Annotated in this window: 16 protein-coding genes; 9 read left to right on the forward strand and 7 right to left on the reverse strand. The window is 67.9% G+C overall.

Annotation, left to right across the window (positions count from 1 at the left end; genetic code table 11):
* The first annotated feature begins 378 nt into the window (after positions 1-378).
* Complete coding sequence (locus tag ACFSVL_RS00835; RefSeq protein ID WP_378299390.1) at positions 379-1,245, forward strand: S1 family peptidase; 867 nt, start codon at positions 379-381, stop codon at positions 1,243-1,245.
* A 4-nt stretch (positions 1,246-1,249) separates the two neighbouring features.
* Here ACFSVL_RS00835 and ACFSVL_RS00840 read toward each other — a convergent pair whose 3' ends face one another.
* The gene (locus ACFSVL_RS00840; protein WP_378299392.1) at positions 1,250-1,990 is read right to left on the reverse strand and encodes an IclR family transcriptional regulator; all 741 of its coding nucleotides are present in this window, start codon (positions 1,988-1,990) and stop codon (positions 1,250-1,252) included.
* Between the two features lie 120 nt (positions 1,991-2,110).
* On the opposite strand from ACFSVL_RS00840, the gene ACFSVL_RS00845 reads away from it, so the two are divergent.
* Together ACFSVL_RS00845 and ACFSVL_RS00850 are read left to right on the forward strand one after the other, a co-directional pair.
* Entirely contained in the window at positions 2,111-3,388 is a 1,278-nt protein-coding gene (locus ACFSVL_RS00845; protein WP_378299394.1) for an MFS transporter, read from the forward strand.
* Entirely contained in the window at positions 3,385-4,278 is an 894-nt protein-coding gene (locus ACFSVL_RS00850) for a 2-hydroxyacid dehydrogenase (RefSeq protein WP_378299396.1), read from the forward strand. The genes ACFSVL_RS00845 and ACFSVL_RS00850 overlap by 4 nt, the downstream gene beginning before the upstream one ends.
* Here the strand turns inward: ACFSVL_RS00850 and ACFSVL_RS00855 are convergent.
* The gene (locus tag ACFSVL_RS00855; RefSeq protein ID WP_378299398.1) at positions 4,271-5,086 is read right to left on the reverse strand and encodes a TIGR02569 family protein; all 816 of its coding nucleotides are present in this window, start codon (positions 5,084-5,086) and stop codon (positions 4,271-4,273) included. The genes ACFSVL_RS00850 and ACFSVL_RS00855 overlap by 8 nt on opposite strands.
* 267 nt (positions 5,087-5,353) lie before the next feature.
* Between ACFSVL_RS00855 and ACFSVL_RS00860 the strand changes: the two genes are divergently transcribed.
* The gene (locus ACFSVL_RS00860; RefSeq protein WP_378299399.1) at positions 5,354-6,523 is read left to right on the forward strand and encodes a thioester domain-containing protein; all 1,170 of its coding nucleotides are present in this window, start codon (positions 5,354-5,356) and stop codon (positions 6,521-6,523) included.
* Between the two features lie 462 nt (positions 6,524-6,985).
* On the opposite strand, the gene ACFSVL_RS00865 is transcribed toward ACFSVL_RS00860, so the two are convergent.
* Positions 6,986-8,437 carry an LCP family protein gene (locus tag ACFSVL_RS00865; protein WP_378299401.1) on the reverse strand — a complete coding sequence of 484 codons (1,452 nt, stop codon included), beginning with the start codon at positions 8,435-8,437 and terminating at the stop codon, positions 6,986-6,988.
* Positions 8,438-8,586: 149 nt separating this feature from the next.
* Between ACFSVL_RS00865 and ACFSVL_RS00870 the strand changes: the two genes are divergently transcribed.
* Positions 8,587-9,324, forward strand: coding sequence for an SDR family oxidoreductase (locus ACFSVL_RS00870; protein ID WP_378299403.1), 738 nt, complete (start codon positions 8,587-8,589; stop codon positions 9,322-9,324).
* Here the strand turns inward: ACFSVL_RS00870 and ACFSVL_RS00875 are convergent.
* The 3 genes from ACFSVL_RS00875 to ACFSVL_RS00885 are packed head-to-tail and all read right to left on the reverse strand — an operon-like array spanning position 9,321 to position 12,836.
* Entirely contained in the window at positions 9,321-10,859 is a 1,539-nt protein-coding gene (locus ACFSVL_RS00875; protein WP_378299405.1) for an acyl-CoA synthetase, read from the reverse strand. The two genes, ACFSVL_RS00870 and ACFSVL_RS00875, sit on opposite strands and share 4 nt — an antisense overlap.
* 26 nt (positions 10,860-10,885) lie before the next feature.
* The gene (locus ACFSVL_RS00880) at positions 10,886-12,007 is read right to left on the reverse strand and encodes a DUF5938 domain-containing protein (protein WP_378299407.1); all 1,122 of its coding nucleotides are present in this window, start codon (positions 12,005-12,007) and stop codon (positions 10,886-10,888) included.
* A gap of 25 nt (positions 12,008-12,032) precedes the next feature.
* Entirely contained in the window at positions 12,033-12,836 is an 804-nt protein-coding gene (locus ACFSVL_RS00885; protein ID WP_378299409.1) for an SDR family NAD(P)-dependent oxidoreductase, read from the reverse strand.
* 137 nt (positions 12,837-12,973) lie between these two features.
* Here ACFSVL_RS00885 and ACFSVL_RS00890 point away from each other — a divergent pair, with 137 nt between their 5' ends.
* The 4 genes from ACFSVL_RS00890 (at position 12,974) to ACFSVL_RS00905 (ending at position 16,125) form a co-directional block, all read left to right on the forward strand.
* Positions 12,974-13,588: a TetR/AcrR family transcriptional regulator gene (locus ACFSVL_RS00890; protein WP_378299411.1), complete on the forward strand. Its 615-nt coding sequence runs from the start codon at positions 12,974-12,976 to the stop codon at positions 13,586-13,588.
* Positions 13,589-13,683: 95 nt separating this feature from the next.
* A complete protein-coding gene (locus tag ACFSVL_RS00895; RefSeq protein ID WP_378299413.1) occupies positions 13,684-14,712 on the forward strand; it encodes a Dyp-type peroxidase in 1,029 nt (342 codons plus the stop codon).
* Positions 14,709-15,506: a family 1 encapsulin nanocompartment shell protein gene (locus ACFSVL_RS00900; RefSeq protein ID WP_378299415.1), complete on the forward strand. Its 798-nt coding sequence runs from the start codon at positions 14,709-14,711 to the stop codon at positions 15,504-15,506. The genes ACFSVL_RS00895 and ACFSVL_RS00900 overlap by 4 nt, the downstream gene beginning before the upstream one ends.
* 82 nt (positions 15,507-15,588) lie before the next feature.
* Positions 15,589-16,125, forward strand: coding sequence for a M15 family metallopeptidase (locus ACFSVL_RS00905; RefSeq protein WP_378299417.1), 537 nt, complete (start codon positions 15,589-15,591; stop codon positions 16,123-16,125).
* A 25-nt stretch (positions 16,126-16,150) separates the two neighbouring features.
* Here ACFSVL_RS00905 and ACFSVL_RS00910 read toward each other — a convergent pair whose 3' ends face one another.
* On the reverse strand, positions 16,151-17,356 hold the full coding sequence (locus ACFSVL_RS00910) for a glycosyl hydrolase family 8 (RefSeq protein ID WP_378299418.1): 1,206 nt from the start codon (positions 17,354-17,356) through the stop codon (positions 16,151-16,153).
* Positions 17,357-17,709: the final 353 nt, after the last annotated feature.

Here is a 17,709-nt window from a genome sequence, read left to right on the forward strand (position 1 = left end):
ACAGCAGACCTCGCCGCAATCCACCACCTCACCCCTTGACACACCATAGGAGCATCATTGGGTGCGTGGGATGCACCCAATGCCACATTGGGGCAGCCCCCGGACCGCACCCCGGCCGGACCGTCCCGCTGATCGGGAGCAACGGCCGAAATCTGGCCCCGGCGGCCAAACGGCGCAACGTCCAGGCAAAACGCCACCTCGCCGTTAGCATTCCGTGACCAACCCCCGACCCCCCGTATCGGCCGCGTCAGTTTCTACCTCGGTCATCGGATTAATCGGGCACACTCACTCATTCGGGTTAACAACTTCGCTATCTTGGACGCCGTGGTGCACACAAAGTCACGGTCCGTGCAGCGGGCGAGCGTTCGGCTGGGTGCCGTGGCGGTCGCGACGGTCCTCGGAGCCGGGGCCGCCGGTGCCTACGTGGGCCTGCACCGGGCCGCCGAAGCCGAGACGGCCAAGCCGGTGCCGAACGTGGCCGTCGCGCGCGGCGTCGGCGGCAACGCGGGCAACGCCAGCGGCACGATCACCGGTGGCACCGGTGGCGCCGCCGGCAAGACGCAGCCGGCCACCCCCGCATTGCCCGACCACCCCACCCCGTTCAGCGTCAAACTGTCCTCGAAGGACATCCCGGAGAAGGGCGGCGGCGTCCGCACCGGCGGCTGCAGCGGGTCGCTCATCGCCCCGGAATGGATCGTCACCGCGGGCCACTGCTTCCACGACCTCGACGGCACGCGCGTCAGCGGCAAGCCCGACTACACCGTGACCGCCGCGATCGGGAAGCTCACCGATTCCGATCCGCGCGGGCACGTGCTGAAGATCGTGGACGCGCGCCAGTCCGCGGTCAACGACCTCGCCCTCGCCAAGCTGTCCGAGCCGGTCACCGACATCGAACCGCTCGCGCTGCCGGACGGCCCGCCGGACCCGGGCCAGCACACGACCTTCGTCGGCTGGGGTTCGCTGTCCTCGAAGGTCATCGTGCAGACCGACCACATCAAACGCGGCGATTTCCAGGTCGACGAGGTCCGCAAAAACGAGATCACCCTCGAGCCGCTGAAGAAGCGGACCGTCGAGAACAGCCCGTGCCCGGACGATTCGGGGTCCCCGTTTTTCGTGCCGGTGAAGGGAAAGAACACGCTCGTCGCGGTCGAGAACTTCGGCCCGGACTGTCCTTCGCCGGGGATTGAGACTGCGGCGCGGGTCGATCAGCTCGTCTCGTGGATCAAGGGCCAGATCGGCGAGTAAGACGTCACCGAGGCAGCACCGCCGCCAACTCCCGCGCAGCAGCACGCAAATCAGGCACAAACGCCTCCAGTTGCGCGACCGTCAGCCGATAAGCCGGTGCCGCAGTAGACAACGCCGCGATCGCCGTCCCGTCCGGCGTCCTGATCGGCACACCAACCGCCCGGATGCCTTCCTCATGCTCCTCGTCAGCGATCGCGAACCCACGTGCGCGCACCGCCGCGATCTCCGCCGCGAACGCCTCCCGCGAGGTGATCGTGCGCGGGCCCAGCGCGGGCAGTTCGAGCGAGGCGACCAGCTCGTCCCGGTTCGGCGCGAAGGCGACCAGGCATTTGCCCATTGACGTGCAGTGCAACGGCCCGCGCGCACCCGGTTCGCCCCGGATCTGCAGCCGCTGCGACCCCTGCACCGAATGCACGTAGACCTGGTTGTGCCCGTCCAGCACGGCCAGCAGCGTCGGCTCGCCGGTCTCCGCGGACAGCTTCTGCATCACCGGCAGCGCGACCCCGGCGAACCCGCGCGCCTGCGACACCGACTGACCCAGCTCGAACAGCCGCAGCCCCAGCGAATACCGCTTCGACACCGGGTCATTGCGCGCGAATCCCTCGCTCTGCAAGGAACTGAGCAGCCGATGCGTCGTGCTCACCGGATACCCGGCGGCGCGCGCCAGCTCGGACAGCGGCACGCCTTCGGGGTAGCCGCCGAGCAGGGACAGCACTCGTAACGCCTTGCCGACCATGTCCGCCATCGGACCCCCTTGACGTCCCGCGCGCGGCAACGCACACTGCCTCTCACCGTATTGCGGAATAGCTTTCCATATGACGGAAAGCGCGTCAAGGACTTGGGTCAGCGGCGACAGGAGTACCGGATGAACACCGTCGAGCAGGCGGGCGCGCTCGGGAGGCAGCGCTGGCTGCGGCTGATCCCGATCGTCTTCGTCACCTACAGCCTCGCCTACCTCGACCGGTCGAACTTCTCGATCGCGACCGCGGGCGGCATGGCCGAGGAACTGAACCTCACGAGCACGACGTCCGGCCTGATCGCCGCGTCGTTCTTCCTCGGCTACTTCCTGCTGCAGGTCCCCGGCGTCCTCTACGCCGACCGCCGCAGCGTGCGCAGCCTGATCTTCTGGTCGGTGCTCGCGTGGGGCGTCCTCGCGACCGCGCAGGGCCTGCTCAGCTCGGTGCCGGTGCTGATCGTGGTCCGGTTCCTGCTCGGCGCGGTGGAAGCGGCGGTGCTGCCCGCGCTGGTCGTGCTGCTCGCGCGGTGGTTCACGAAGGCCGAACGCGGCCGTGCCAACGCTTTCCTGATCCTCGGCAACCCGGTCACGGTGATGTGGCTGTCGGCGGTGTCGGGATACTTGATCGAGGCGACGTCCTGGCGCGGCATGTTCATCATCGAGGGAGTCCCGGCGCTGATCTGGGCTTTCGTGTTCCGCGCGCAGGTCCGCGACCGGCCCGCCGACACCCCGTGGCTCGACCCGGCGGGCCGCGACGCCATCGAGCGCGCGATCGCCGCGGAACAGGCGCAACTGCCGCAACCGGCCGATCGTCCGGTGCGGGAAGCGTTGCGGTCCAAGGCGGTTCTGGTGCTGTCCGCGCAGTATCTGTTGTGGAGCATCGGGGTTTACGGCTTCGTGTTCTGGCTGCCGTCGATCGTCAAGGCGGGTTCGTCGGCCGGGATCGGCGCGACTGGCCTGCTGTCGGCGATCCCGTACGCGTTCGCGGTGGTGGCGATGCTGATCAACTCGCGCGGCTCAGACCGGTCCGGCGTGCGGCGGCGGTACGTGTGGCCGTGGCTGCTCGGTGGCGCGGTCGCGTTCTACGGTTCGTATCTGCTGGGAAAGCAGCATTTCTGGTGGGCGTTCGTGCTGCTGGCGATCGCCGCGGTGGCGTTGTACGCGCCGTACGGCCCGTTTTTCGCGATGATTTCCGAGTTGCTGCCGCAGCGGACCGCCAGCGTGGCCGTCGCGGTGGTCAACGCCGCAGGCGCGCTCGGCGGGTTCCTCGGGACCTACCTGGTCGGCTGGCTCGAATCGGCTACCGGCAGCACGGCTGCCGCGTTCCTGATGCTGGCGGGGACAATGGCCGCAGCCGCGGTGCTGGTGCTCGCGGTTCCGGTGAAGACGAAGGAAAGGCGAGCATGACCGCGCGTGTACTGGTGCCCTGGTCCGACATTTCCGTTCCGGCCGAACTGAACGCGGTCGTGTGGGACGGCCGCGGCACCCCGCCGGACGGCCTCGGCGACGTCGAGTTCTACGTCCTGCCCTACGACCAGGGCCCGGCCGCGGCGAAGCTCATCCCGCAGCTGCCGTCGCTGCGCGTGGTGCAGACGCTTTCCGCCGGTTACGACAACCTGCTGCCGCTCGTCCCGTCCGGCGTTCAGCTCGCGAACGGCCGGGGCCTGCACGACCTCAGCGTCGCCGAGCACGCGCTCGCGCTGATCCTTGCCGCGCAACGGTATTTCCCGCGCTGGTTCGCGCAGCAGCAGACCGGTTCGTGGGACCGGGTGCACACGCGCTCGCTCGCCGACTGCCGCGTCCTGCTGGTCGGCTACGGCTCGATCGGCCGTGCCATCGAGCGGTACCTGGAGGCAGGCGAGGCCGAGGTCGTCCGGGTCGCCAGCACCGCCCGCTCCGGCGTGCACGGCATCGCCGAACTGCCGGACCTCCTGCCGGCCGCAGACATCGTGGTGCTGGTCCTGCCCGACACCCCGCAGACCCAGGGCCTCATCGGCGCCTCGGAGCTGGCCTTGCTGCCGGACACGGCCCTGGTCGTGAACGTCGGCCGCGGCACCGCGGTCGACACCGACGCGCTCACCGCCGAGGTGTCCGCCGGCCGCCTGCGCGCGGCGCTCGACGTCGTGGACCCGGAACCACTGCCCGCCGACCATCCACTGTGGACGCTCGACGGCGCGATCATCACCCCGCACATCGCCGGCGGCTCGGACTCGTTCTACCCGCGGGCGAAGCGGCTGGCCGAACGTCAGCTCGCGCACTACGCGAAGGGCGAGGCGCTGGAGAACCTGGTCAACTGAGCACCGCCGCGATGGCGGGCCGGTAAGCCGCGACCTGGTCCGGAGCCCAGTGCCCGGCCAGGTCGTGCGTGACGATCCGGTAGACGAGCGCGCGGATCAGCATCTGCCGCCATTCCGGCAGATACGCCCAGCGGTCGACGAGGCCGGGAGTCGCCTGGTACCAGCACAACGCGTCGGCGACAGCCACCGCGGCGGCCCAGGACGGGGGACGCCAGTAGACCGCCCAGTCGATCACCGCAGGCGGCTGTCCCGGCGCGAACAGGACGTTGCCGGGAAGATCACCGTGCACGACTTGCGCGGGAAGATCTACTGAACAACGCGCGGCGAGCAACGGTTCGAGAAGCGCCCGAGCGGTCGCCGAGACCTGCAGCGGCGATTCTTCCCAGGCGACGCGATCGCCGACCGCCCAGGGATCGCGCCGGAGATCGAGAAACCCCGGACGAGGCAGCCCCGCGACAGCCTGGTGAAACGCAATCCCGGCGCGAATCGCGTCGTCCGGCCGGGCAGTGTCCACGTGACCAGGCACTAACTGACTGGCTTCCCATCCTGCAGCGACCGAATTGTCGTCTGCTGCACCAGCGATCCAGCCCCCGTCGAGAGTCCGAAGCGGACGCGCGATCCGGAACTCGGGAGACTCCGGCACCGCCGCGAGCGCCGCCTGCCGCCACCGCGTTTCCGGAGCGAACTCCACCGGTTTCACCACGACGTCGCCGACGCGCCAGCTCCCGCCCTTCCCGCCGTCCAGCCGGACCGGGGCACTGGCGCAGCCGAACGAAGCCAGCACGTCCGGCGGAGGTGGCGTGATCACCGATGAAGCCTTTCCCAAGCGTCGTTCCAGCGTATTCCGGCAGCTCCGCGCACATCCACCCAGAGCAACACAAGGGGAGGAACGACTCCCCTCGGAGGGACAAAAGCGCAATCAGGGGACCACCCACAGTGCACATGTGAGCCCTGTGTATGCTTCGCCATCGCTTGACTGGGTGGATTCTTCACCCGAATTGGTGGCCGTCGTGGTCGGGGAGATGTGGTCTCACGCGGTCCGTCGTACGTGGTTCGGGACTGGATGGGAGAAAGCATGCACGGCAGGTCAATTCTGGTCCGGGGAGGGGCCGCGGCGGCGTCCGCGGCAGCGGCGCTCATGATCGCCGCGCCGGTCGCCCTGGCCGACGACAACGCCCCCACGGCGCGCAGCGGCGCGGCCTCGGGCGAGCTGGTGTACGGCGGCACGTCGGGCTTCGACGTCAACATCGCCAACAAGGGCAAGGTCCAGACGACGCTGTTCAACTTCAAGCTGTCTGACGGTGCCATCTCGAAGATGTACTGCGTGCAGATCGAGGTCGGCGCGCGCTTCGGCGAGACGATGGTCGAACACGCCTGGAACGACTACCCCGACGCGAAGTCGCCGTTCCGCAAGAACAACAAGAACATCAACTGGGTGCTGCACCACAGCTACCCCTCCGAGGACGTGGCGTCGCTTGAGAAGACGCTGACCGGCAAGGGTGCCAAGCTCCACGACGGTCTGTCCATGAAGGAAGCGCTGACCGCGACGCAGGCCGCGGTGTGGCACTACAGCGACGGCAAGGACCTCGACGCCGAGAATCCGCTGGACAACGGCTCCGCGGACGAGGCGGCCGACGTCCTCGCGCTGTACAACTACCTGACCGGCGACGCGAACACCGGCGTCGAGGAGAAGAAGCCGACGCTGAGCATCACCCCGGCCAAGGCGGACGGCGAAGCGGGCTCGAAGATCGGCCCGTTCACCATCGCCACCACCGGCAGCGTCACCGACTTCACGAGCAAGCTCCCCGAGGGCGTGAAGGTCGTCGGCGAGAACGGCGAGGAGATCAAGTCCTCGGCGATCAAGAACGGCACGAAGCTGTTCCTGGACGTCCCGAAGGACGCGAAGCCCGGCACCGCCGAACTCGCGGTGAAGGCCGCGGGCGACGTCAACACCGGTCGCCTCTTCGTGGCCAAGAACTACCAGAGCAAGCCCGCGCAGTCGCTGATCGTGGCCCAGTCGCAGAAGAGCACGGTCGAGGCCGCCGCGACCGGCACCTGGACCGAAGGGGGCCCGGTCACCACCGCCCCCGCGACGACCGCCCCCGCCGGCGGCAACAACTCGGGCCAGACCCCGCTGGCGAACACCGGCGTGAACGCCGCCCTGCCCATCGGCATCGGCGCAGCCCTGGTGATCGCAGGCGGTGCGATGGTCCTGGTGGTTCGCCGCCGCCGGAGCAACGCCTGAGTTAGCTAGTTCCACCAGATCGAAGGCGGGCCGGTCCCTAACGGGGCTGGCCCGCTGTCGCATTCCCGGGCCCTCGCCTCGTCCCGCCGCTGACGGTCCGTGAGGGCCACCTTCACGGACTCTGATCCCCTCAGGGTTCCCCTCACGACCCTCGGCGAGCCCAGCCCGGCCCCGGCCCCGGCCCGGAGTCGGTCCGTGAGGGGCCCCTTCACGGAACCAGATTCCCTCAAGGAGTCCTACACGGACCTTCGCCGCCCGCCCGCCGGGATCGCCCCAATGCCACATTGGGGCGCTAGCCCCGCCCCGCCACCAACCGCCACCGATGCACCCACACCACCCCCGCACCCCGATACGAAGCCAAAACGCGGTCTGGGGTGGCTTGTCAAGGCATCTTTCCCGCCTTGACAAGCCACCCCAGACCGTCGTCACACTCAGGCTTCGGGGTGCCCCACGCAACCAACATCAGTTCACACAAGTAACCCCATCAGCAGTAATCTCCCCAGCCGGAGCCTGCGCAACGGCGGGAGCAGCAGCCGGATGCACCCCAGAATCATCCGAATACTTCTGCCCCAAATAAACCGTAAATCGATCCTTCCCCAGCGAACTGTCCGAAGCCACCGCAACCCCGCCAAGCTTCTCCGCGATCCGCTCAGCTTGACTACGCTGCCCCCGCCCGTAATAAACCGTAGAAGTCCGCCGAGCAGCACTATTGGAAACCGACCCCCGCGAATACCCAGCAGCAGCAAGCTTGTCCGCCACCCGATTAGCCAACCCATCCACCCCAGACGAGTTCCGCACATCAACCACATACGCAGCCAGCGCCGGATCCCCAGACGAAGACGACGGCGGCGGAGCAGAAGAGCTAGGAGCACCCCCCACCTGCTCCCGAACAAACTTCTGAATCTGCTGCGGATCCACCTGCACCGCATCCCCGTCATTAGGCGTCTTCAGCGTAATACTGACCACCGGCACCGTAACGAAGTTGATGCTCCCCGCGCTCATCCCATGCAACTGCTGAGCAAACCCCAGCAAATCCCAGTCAGTATCCACCACGACGGCCTTCTTGACCGCCCCGATCAACGCATCCAGCTTCCCCGGATCCGCCAACGTCCCAGCGGAAAGAATCGTCTTGGCCATACTGGCCATAAAAACCTGCTGCCGCTTGATCCGATCCAGATCCCCATTAGGCAACCCATGCCGCTGCCGCACAAACTGCAACGCCTGCGCCCCGGCCACATTCTGCGGCCCAGCAGCAAAATTAGCCCCAGAGTAACTATCCTTAACCGGAGCCTTAAGGCAAACCGGAACCCCGCCCACCGCCTGGCTCACGTAGTAAAACCCAGCAAGATTAACCGCCGCATAATGCGTAATAGTCAACCCGGTCAACTGCTGCACGGTATCGATCGCAGTCTTCGCCCCAGCCTGAGCCGAGTCCGTCTCCAGCTGCGCCCCCGACGCCCCCTGCGCCTTCAGCTCAGTCTTTCGAGCCGTCTGCCCATACGTATAAGCCGAGTTGATCTTGTGCTTCCCGAACTTCCCGGCCAGCTGGACGTACGAGTCACGCGGGATGGAGAAGGCCGTCGCGTTCCCGCCGCCCGCCGGGATGTGCACGACGATCATCGTGTCGGTGGTGTCGCCGCCGTCGTCGGCACCGCCCGCGTGCAGCTGGTCGAGCACGTCGTCGGGCAGCGGGTTGCCCTGTGCGTCGGTGCGCGTGTCGAGGCCGACCATCAGGATGTTCTGCTCGTCCATCGGCGAACTCGCGCCGCCGATCACATCGGACCTGGTCAGGCCGTCGGTGATCTGGTGCAGCGTCGACCACGCGTAGGCCGTGCCGCCGAGGACCAGCAGGGAGACGACGGCCAGGAGCACCTGGGCGACGCGGAGCGCGCTGGAGGTCTTGCGACGACGCATCGGGGTTCCTCTTCCTGCCACGTCCGGTGGTCGAAGGACCCACGGTAGCTGGCGTCTCACCTAGTCGGGTTACCCGCTTCCCCCAAACTGCGGAAGACGTGCCCGGAATGTCGGACCGAGGGTGTCTTGGGCGCGTCTAGGATGACGTCGTGCAGAGGGAAGCGGGCGTCGCGCTGGTCACCGGGAGTTCGCGAGGGATCGGCAGGGCGATCGCGGAACGGCTGGGTGCGGACGGGTTTTCCGTCGCGGTCAACTACCGCACTGATCAGGACGCGGCGGAGGCCGTCGTCGCCAAGATCCGCGCGGACGGCGGGCAGGCGGCGGCGCTGCGCGCGGACGTGACCGACGACGCCGAGCTACGCGGCCTTTTCGACCGCGCGGAACAGGAATTCGGCGGTCTCGACGTGGTCGTCGCGAATGTGGGGATCGCCCGGTTCGTGCCGCTCGCCGAAGCCTCCGACGAGGTCTTCGACCTGATCTTCTCCACCAACCTCCGGCCCACCTTCGTCTCCCTGCGCGAGGCAGCCCGGCGAGTGCGCGACGGCGGCCGGATCGTCGTGGTGTCGAGCGGAGTGGTCCAGACAGCCCGCCCCGGCACCGGGGTCTACGGCGCCGCGAAGGCCGCCGGCGACCAGTTCGTGCGGGTCCTGGCGAAGGAACTCGGCCCGCGCGGCGTGACGGTGAACAGCGTGCTCCCGGGCGCGGTCCGCACCGACGCTCTCCTCACTGACGGGCCGCCGGGTGTGGTCGAGTTCAGCGCGAGCCAGACGCCGCTCGGCCGGATCGCTGAGCCCGGCGACATCGCGGACATCGTGGGCTTCCTGGCCTCGGACCAGGCCCGCTGGGTCACCGGCCAGACGGTGCACGCCGGCGGCGGTCAGTTCTAGGCGCGCTCGGCCAGCAGCTGGGCCCGCACGTCGGTCTTCAGCACCTTCCCGACCTTCGACCGCGGCAGGTCCGGCCAGAGCAGGACCTCCTTCGGCGTCTTCACGCTCCCGAGCACGTCCTTCACCGTGGCCCGCAGCTCGTCCGCCGTCGCGGTCCGTCCGTTGTGGAGCTGGACGACCGCGGTCACCTGTTCGCCCCATTTGTCGTGCGGCAGCCCGATCACCGCACAGTCCTGCACTGCCGGATGCGTCATCAGCGCCTGCTCTACCTCGGCCGAGTAGACGTTGAACCCGCCGGTGATGATCATGTCCTTGGCCCGGTCCACGACGTACAGGAAGTTCTCCTCGTCGAGGTAGCCGATGTCGCCGGTGTGGTGCCAGCCGTGTCTGCTGACGTCCGCGGTCGCCTCCGGATTCCGGTAGTAGCCGGGCATCACGAGCGGTCCGCGCACCACGATCTCGCCGCGTTCGCCGCGCGGCAGCAGCGTTCCGTCGTCGGCCATGATCGCCACCTGCGTCAGCGGTGTCGGACGCCCCGCGGACGTGAAGCGTTCGCGAGCCAGCGAACCGTCCGGATGGAAATGGTCGGCCGGGGCCAGCGTGGAGATCATCATCGGCGCTTCGCTCTGCCCGAACAGCTGACCGAGCACCGGCCCGATCCGGGTGATCGCCTCTTCCAGCCGGGCGGCGGACATCGGCGCGGCCCCGTACCACAGGCATTCCAGCGAACTGAAGTCCGTTGTGGACAGTGCGGGATGGTCCAGCAGCAGGTAAATCAGCGTGGGCGGCAGGAAGGTGTGGGTGATCCGGTGCCGTTCGACCAGTTCGAGAAACCGCCCGAGATCCGGCGACGGCATCACCACGATCTCGCCGCCGAGCGCCAGCACCGGAAAGCACAGCACCCCGGCGGCGTGCGTGAGCGGGGCCAGCGCGAGGTATCGCGGGCGCGGCTGGAACGGGTAGCTCATCAACGTCAGCGCCGACATCGTTTCGACGTTGTGCCCGGTCAGCACCACGCCCTTCGGCCGCCCGGTGGTGCCGCCGGTGCCGACGAGCATCGCCGTGTCGTCCGGCGGATCGGCCTGCCACGGCTCGCCGGGAAGCCCGTCGAGCCAGTCGGCCAGCGGGATCGCGCCGGGGAACGAGCCGTCGAGGCACACCACCGTGGTCAGCTTCGGCAGCTGGCCGGCGATGCGGGAAACGAGCGGTGCGAACGACTCCTGCACGAGCAGGCACGTGCAGTCGAACAGGTCCAGCAGCTCCCGGTTCTCCGCGGCCTCGTTGCGCGGGTTGACCGGGCACCAGACCGCCCCTGCACGGCTGATGCCGAAGACGCACCCGAACGACACCGGGTCGTTCGTGGAGAGGATCGCCACCTTGTCTCCCGGTCGCACGCCCGAACGCGCGAGCGCACGGGCGACCCGCCAGGACAGCTGCTGGACCTCGCCGTAGCTGAGCGATCCGCCGTCCGTGGTGAGGCACGGAGCCGACGGGCCCAGCGAGGCGCCCTTGTCGAGGTAGTCGGTCAGTCGCACCGCTCGTCTCCCTGGCTCAGTACGGTTCAGGACTGCACGGTCAGCACGGGATTCGAGACCAGCCCGAACGACCGCAGCACGCCGAGCAGTTCGCGGTGCCCGAACGCCTGGCACGCCGATGCGAACCCAGCCCGTCGAGGCGGTTGCTGCAGCAGCGAATACGCCGCGTACGCCTGCATCAGCCCGGTCTGCTTGTAGTTGCAGGTCCCGTGGATCACGCAGTGCGCGCGGCCGAGCGGACCGGACGCGTGCACCGAGTCCAGCGACGTGTTGATCCGCTGGTTTTCCCGAGGCGGCATCTCGTCCCGTACCGCCGCCGCTTGCTCGTGCAGCACCTTGAGTTTTTCTTCCAGCGGCAGGTCTTTCACCTGTTCCAGCACGGCCGCGACGATCTGCGGCACGCCCTGCATCAGCGCCCGGTCGAACACGCCGCCGACCGCCTTCACGTTGGCCACGCGCGGATCGTTCTTGAACCACACCGGATGCGACGTGCCGCCCCACGGCAGCGCGAGGCCGATCTCGTGATGCCCCGGCACCGCCACGTCCTGCAGCCCGCCGTCGGCCGGCCAAGGCGCGTATTCGTTCTGCTCCAGGTAATACGCGGCCGACAGCGCGGCGTTCACCAGGATCGTCTGCGTGGAAGCGACGGTGGGATAACCCTTCCAGAACACCAGGATGTCCAAAGTGTCCAGACCGGGCGTCTCAAGGCAGAGGTTCGCCGCGATCTCGCCGGTGGTGTACATCTGCGCGATGCCGGGGGAGAGCAGCAGGCCCTTGGCGGCCATGTCCGCGCCGTACCGCTCTTCGGCGGAGATCAGCCAGTCCTGCTCGCCGGTGGTGTCGAGATAGTGCGTCCCGGCTTCAAGACAGGCCTGGACGACCTCGTGGCCGTATTCGCTGAACGGCCCGACCGTGTTGCACACGACCGACGCGCCGCGGAACAGCTCGGTGAGCGGACCGGTTTCGTGCGAGACCTCGACGACCTCGTGGTCCACCGTGTCGAGGCCGGGAATGTGGTCGAGCGCGGCCTGAACCCGGGCCTTGTCCCGGCCGGCCGCGGTGAAGGGCACGTTGTACTCGCGGAGGTATTCGCAGATCAGGCGGCCGGTGTAGCCGGACGCGCCGTAAACGACGACGGGCTTGGTCACTGGTTTTCCTTTCTGTGGAGAGGGTTCACATGCCCATGCCGCCGTCGACCGGAAGGCCGGCGCCGGTGATGAAGCGGGCGGCGTCCGAGGCGAGGAACACCACGGCGTCGGCCATGTCGGCGACCTCGCCCAGCCGTCCGGCCGGGGTCTGCGCGACGACCGCGCCGATCGCCTCCTCGACGCTCGGGAACAGCCCGACGTCAACCACGTCAGTCGCGAGCTGGTTGCCCATCTGCGTCGGGACGAGGCCCGGGTACACGCAGTTCACCCGCACGCCGTAGCCGAGCTTCCCGGCCTCCATCGCCGCGACGCGGGTAAGCCGGTCGACCGCCGATTTCGTCGCCGAGTAACCGGCGATCCCGGGAAAAGCGATGGTCGCGGCCACCGAGGCGATGTTCACGACCGCTCCGCCGCGTCCGGCGACGCCGCCCGGACGCATGGCGCGGAACGCGTGCTTTACGCCGAGCGACGTGCCAAGCACGTTGACCTCGAGCATCTTCCGCACGTCGGCCGGGTCGAGATCGGCGACGAGGCCGGTGATCTCGACGCCCGCGTTGTTCACGACGATGTCGAGCCCGCCGTGCTCGCCGACCACCGCCTCGACTGCCTGCGCCCAGTTTTCGTCGTCGGTGACGTCCAGCCGGACGAACCCGGCGCTGGCCCCGCTCTGCTTGATCGCGTCGGCGGTCTGGCGGCCGAGGTCCTCCTGGACGTCGCCGATCACCACCGCCGCGCCAGCCTCCGCGAGCGCCTCGGCCATGCCCTGGCCGAGACCCTGCGCGCCACCCGTGACCAGCGCGGTGCGCCCGGTCAGGTCGTACGAACCCATCGACATCTCCTCCTTGAGACGTGCCCTTGCCGCCGTGCCCGCGGTGCGGCGTAGGTCACACGGTAGCTAATTTTGGACAGTCGTCAAGATTTTCTTGGACACTCGTCAAGAAACGGTGTCGCGCTAGACTGCCGGGTGTGACACAGGCGAAGGAGCGCATCTCCCGCCGCGCCGTGGACAAGTTCGCCCAGCGGCGCGAGCAGCTGGCCGAGTCCGCGCTGCAGGCGCTGGCCGAGCTGGGGTACGCCCGCACGAGCCTGCGCGAAATCGCCCAGAAATCCGACTTCTCGCACGGCGTCCTGCACTACTACTTCGCCGACAAAGTCGAGCTGCTCACCTACGCGGTCCGCAAGTTCGAAGAGGTCTGCGTGACCCGCTACGACGACGTCGTGGCGGAAGCGGGTTCGGCCGAGGAGCTGAAACACGGCTTCGGCGCGGCGATGGCCGGCACGCTGCGGTCCGACGCGGCGATGCACCGGCTCTGGTACGACCTGCGCAACCAGAGCCTGTTCGAGGAGTCGTTCCGCGGTGACGTCCTCGACATCGACGAACAGCGCCAAGACATGGTGTGGCGGGTCGTGCAGCGCTACACCGAGTTCACCGACCGGCCGGCCAAGGCGTCGCCGGAGGTCGCGTACGCCGCCTTCGACGGGTTGTTCCAGCGTGCGCTGCTGCAGCAGCTCGCCGGTCAGGACGCGGCGGCGGACCGGCTGGAGGCAGATGTCGCGGCTCTGCTGACGAACTTCGTCTGACGGTTACCCCGCCCGAGTGGTGATGCCCGGTGCGCGCGCCGGTCCGTGGTTAGGATGCGCTCGAACGGTCACCGGGCGAGAAGGGGTGCGCGAGCGTGCAAGCGGGGGACCTTGAACCGCCTGAGCCGCAGGCCGTTTCCGCGCCGCTGACCAGGGCGGCGATCTTCCTGCTGGTCCGGGTCGACGCCGGGGCCGAGCAGACCGCGAAGGACCTCCTCGCCGACCTGCCCGGGCTGCAGCGCGCGGTCGGCTTCCGCGACGCGGGCGCCGGGCTCACCTGCGTGGCCGGGATCGGATCGGCGGCGTGGGACCGGATCTACGGCGGCCCGCGACCCGCGGAACTGCACGAGCTGCCGGTGTTCTCCGGTGAACGGCACACGAGCGTCACCACCGAGGCCGACCTGCTGTTCCACCTCCGCGCCGAACGGCTCGACCTGTGCTTCGAGCTGGAAACGCTGATCATGGACCGGCTGCGCGGTTCGGTCACGGTCATCGACGAGGTGCAGGGCTTCCGTTACTTCGACGCGCGCGACGTGCTGGGTTTCGTTGACGGCACGGAGAATCCGACCGGCGGCGGCGTCAAGCAGGCCGTGCTGGTGGACGACGACGAGCCGTTCGACGGCGGCAGCTACGTGGTCGTGCAGAAGTACCTGCACGACATGCGGGCCTGGAACGCGCTCTCCACCGAACAGCAGGAGCTGGTGATCGGACGGCGCAAACTGTCCGATGTGGAGCTGTCCGATGAGGAAAAGCCCGCGGACTCGCACATCGCGCTCAACGTGATCACCGACGACGACGGCAACGAACTCGACATCCTGCGCGACAACATGCCGTTCGGCCGCCCCGGGCACGACGAGTTCGGCACCTACTTCATCGGCTACACCAAATCTCCGGCGGTGATCGAGAAAATGCTGGAGAACATGTTCGTCGGATCGCCGCCCGGCAACCACGACCGGATTCTCGATTTCTCCACGCCCCTCACCGGCGCGCTGTTTTACGTGCCGACCGCGGACTTCCTGGAAGATCCGCCGGACGCCCCGCCCGAGCCGGAACCACCGGCTGCCGCGACGCCCGCCGGGACGTCGCTGGGCATCGGAAGCCTGCGAAGGAGCACTCGGTCATGAACAACCTGCATCGCGAACTCGCCCCGATCTCCGCCGCCGCGTGGGCGGATCTGGAGGAGGAGGCGAAGCGCACGTTCGCCGAGTTCGCCGCGGCGCGCCGGGTGGTGGACGTCGTCGTCACCGGCGACCCGGCGCTCGCCGCGATCGGCACCGGGCGCCGGGAACGCGTCGGCGGCAAGTTCGACGGCGTCGCGACGAGCCTGCGCACGGCGCAGCGGATCGTGGAGCTGCGGGTGCCGTTCACGGTGTCGCGCGAGGAAGTCGATTCGGTCGAGTGGGGCGCGAAAGACGCCGACTGGCAGCCGGTGAAGGACGCCGCGCAGCAGATCGCGTACGCCGAGGACCGGATCGTGCTCGACGGTTTCGCCGAGGCGGGCATCACCGGCATCCGGCCGGCGTCGTCGCTGTCCCCGATCGCGCTGCCGCCGGAGGCCCCGGGCTACCCGAAGGCGATCGGCGACGCGATCGCCGAACTGCGCGACGCGGGCGTGGCCGGGCCGTACACGGTGCTGCTCAGCGACGACGAGTTCACCGCCGCGTACGAGGCGGCCAACCACGGCTATCCGGTGCTGGAGCACCTGAAGCAGATCGTGGACGGCGACCTCATCCGCACGCCCGCGATCAGCGGCGCCTGCGTGCTGTCCACCCGCGGCGGCGACTACGAACTGCACTTCGGGCAAGACCTGTCCATCGGCTACGCCAGCCACGACGCGTCCACTGTGGAGCTGTACTTCTACGAGACGCTCACGTTCCTGGTCAACACCGCCGAGGCGGGGATCGGCCTCACTTCCTGACGTTACCTGATCATGCGGTCTTGTTACGCAGCGCGGACATTCGCCGAACCGTCCGGGGACACCCGCTCGCGATAGTTGCGGCGTGCTGCGCAACAAGATCATGGCCGCCCTGCTCGTCCTGCCCGCGCTGGTGATCGCCGGATGCTCCGGCGCCACCGCGCTGGCCGACGACCCGGACCACGACCCGGCTCAGGGCGGCATCCCGGAAGACGTCACGCTCACCCCGTTCGACACGGACTACCCGGCGGTCGGAAATCTCGATCCGGATTTGCGGAACGCGCTGCAGAAGGCGGCGACCGACGCGCGTCAGTACAAAGTGGACATCCGTATCGCGTCGGGCTGGCGCACCAAGGAGTACCAGCGGAAACTGCTCGAGGGTGGCATCGAGAAGTACGGCAGCCTCGAAAAAGCGCGAAAGTATGTGAACACACCGGAAGAATCGACGCACGTGTCGGGCAAGGCCGTCGACGTCGCCCCCACGCGAGCCGACGACTGGCTGAACCGGCACGGCGAGAAATACGGCCTGTGCCAGGTGTACGCGAACGAGATGTGGCACTTCGAACTGCTGACCACCCCCGGCGGAAAGTGCCCGCCCACCCGCGCGAACGCCGCCGGTTAGCGCGTCCGCACGGGTGGGTCCGGGATCACGGAGCCCAGTAGTTGCCGGACATCACCAGGTAGACGAGCAGTTTGACGGTCTCGCCGTAGTAGGTGTCTTCATACGGGTTGCCCGCCATGTACTTCCACAGCGAATCGGTCCAGGCCTGATCACCCGCGACCATCGCGGCGACACCCACCGGATTCGCCGCGACCTCGGACTGATCGCTGGTCTTGGTCGGCGTGCCATCGAGCTTGGTGTGCGGGTAAATCTTGGCCGGGTTACCACCGGAGTGACTCTTGTAGCTGGCCGATTCCTTCTTGGCGACCTCAGTCGCGACCTTGCCGCCGTACAGCAGGGCGTCAGTGCCCATATGCCAAGGCACACGAACGGAGTTGTAGCCGACAATGTTGTCCGGCTGATTCTCCAGATGGTCCGCGGGCGCGGGCTTGGGGCTGTTGGTGTTCGCACCGACCACGAAGTCGGACAGCAGATTCGCGTTCGGCGAGTACTTGGCGGTGAACTGCGTGATCAACTGTTCGGTCCGGGTAACGACCTTGTTCCAGTCGTGCGCGGTGTCGTATTTCGCGAACGCGCGCAGATGATCGAGCATAAAGTCGGACGGCCGGGTGTCGTCGTTGCCCGCGTCGTCGGCGATCTTGAGATGCCCGTCGGGCGCGACGTCATACTTGTAAACCTTGGCAAGCCAGTCCTTCGCGGCGGCGCTGTAACCGCCCCACTGCTTGTCCGCGAGAATCAGCCCGTAACCGACGTCGAGATCACCGTCGGTCGCCGAGTCCGGGGTGCCGTCGTCGGCGTACTTGCAGGTCTTGCCGTCGATGACCCACTGGAAGAGCCCCTTGCCGTCCCGGTGGTCCTGGACGAACTTCCACATCCCGTCGAAAATCGTCTTGGCCTGCTCGTCGTAGCCGGCCATCAGCGGAACGATGTTCATCCCATAGCCCTGCGCCTCGGACACGGTGCCCTTGTTGGGCGCGTCGTCGGTCGCCCAGACGAGGTACCCGCCGCAAGCCTGGCGAAGGTAAGTTTTCTTCCAGGAGTCATACTGTTTTCTGACGGCGGCATCCTGATCAGCCTGACTGGCCGACGGCCGAACCCCAGTCTGATAAGTGACATGCGCGGGAAACGGATGCGCGACGGAGGCCGCGGTCGCGGGCCCAGCACCAGCCAGCACGGTAGTAAGCGAAACGGAAGCGGCGGCGAACAGCGCCACCTTCCGGGGAGCGGGCATCAAGGTCTCCTTGTTAGTAAACTTTCCTAACTAGGCGGCGTGAGAAAAGCCTGCTGCAGTGGGGGGATCGTGTCAAGATGTCTGGTGCCCCGCGGTCAGGTGTACCGGTTCCGAAGCTGGGCGTGACCACCCCCCGCCCGCCTCTCCCGCGCTGGCTCCGCGTTCCGTGAGGGCCACCTTCACGGACTCTGATTCCGTCAGGGTTCCCCTCACGGCCCGCTGGCACCGCCGGAGTCCGTGAGGGGCCCCTTCACGGACTTAGATTCCCTCAAGGAGTCCTTCACGTCTTTCTAGGCGCTGGCACCGTCTGTGAGGGCCACCTTCACGGACTCTGATTCCCTCAGGGTTCCCCT

The organism is Amycolatopsis silviterrae (assembly GCF_042684085.1).
Classification (GTDB): Bacteria; Actinomycetota; Actinomycetes; order Mycobacteriales; family Pseudonocardiaceae; genus Amycolatopsis; species Amycolatopsis silviterrae.

Excerpts from the sequence above, each read along its gene's own strand:
- ACFSVL_RS00840 (WP_378299392.1), bottom strand. The coding sequence starts at position 1,990 with ATGGCGGACATGGTCGGCAAGGCGTTACGAGTGCTGTCCCTGCTCGGC.
- ACFSVL_RS00845 (WP_378299394.1), top strand. The coding sequence starts at position 2,111 with ATGAACACCGTCGAGCAGGCGGGCGCGCTCGGGAGGCAGCGCTGGCTG.
- ACFSVL_RS00850 (WP_378299396.1), top strand. The coding sequence starts at position 3,385 with ATGACCGCGCGTGTACTGGTGCCCTGGTCCGACATTTCCGTTCCGGCC.
- ACFSVL_RS00860 (WP_378299399.1), top strand. The coding sequence starts at position 5,354 with ATGCACGGCAGGTCAATTCTGGTCCGGGGAGGGGCCGCGGCGGCGTCC.
- ACFSVL_RS00865 (WP_378299401.1), bottom strand. The coding sequence starts at position 8,437 with ATGCGTCGTCGCAAGACCTCCAGCGCGCTCCGCGTCGCCCAGGTGCTC.
- ACFSVL_RS00885 (WP_378299409.1), bottom strand. The coding sequence starts at position 12,836 with ATGGGTTCGTACGACCTGACCGGGCGCACCGCGCTGGTCACGGGTGGC.
- ACFSVL_RS00900 (WP_378299415.1), top strand. The coding sequence starts at position 14,709 with ATGAACAACCTGCATCGCGAACTCGCCCCGATCTCCGCCGCCGCGTGG.
- ACFSVL_RS00910 (WP_378299418.1), bottom strand. The coding sequence starts at position 17,356 with ATGCCCGCTCCCCGGAAGGTGGCGCTGTTCGCCGCCGCTTCCGTTTCG.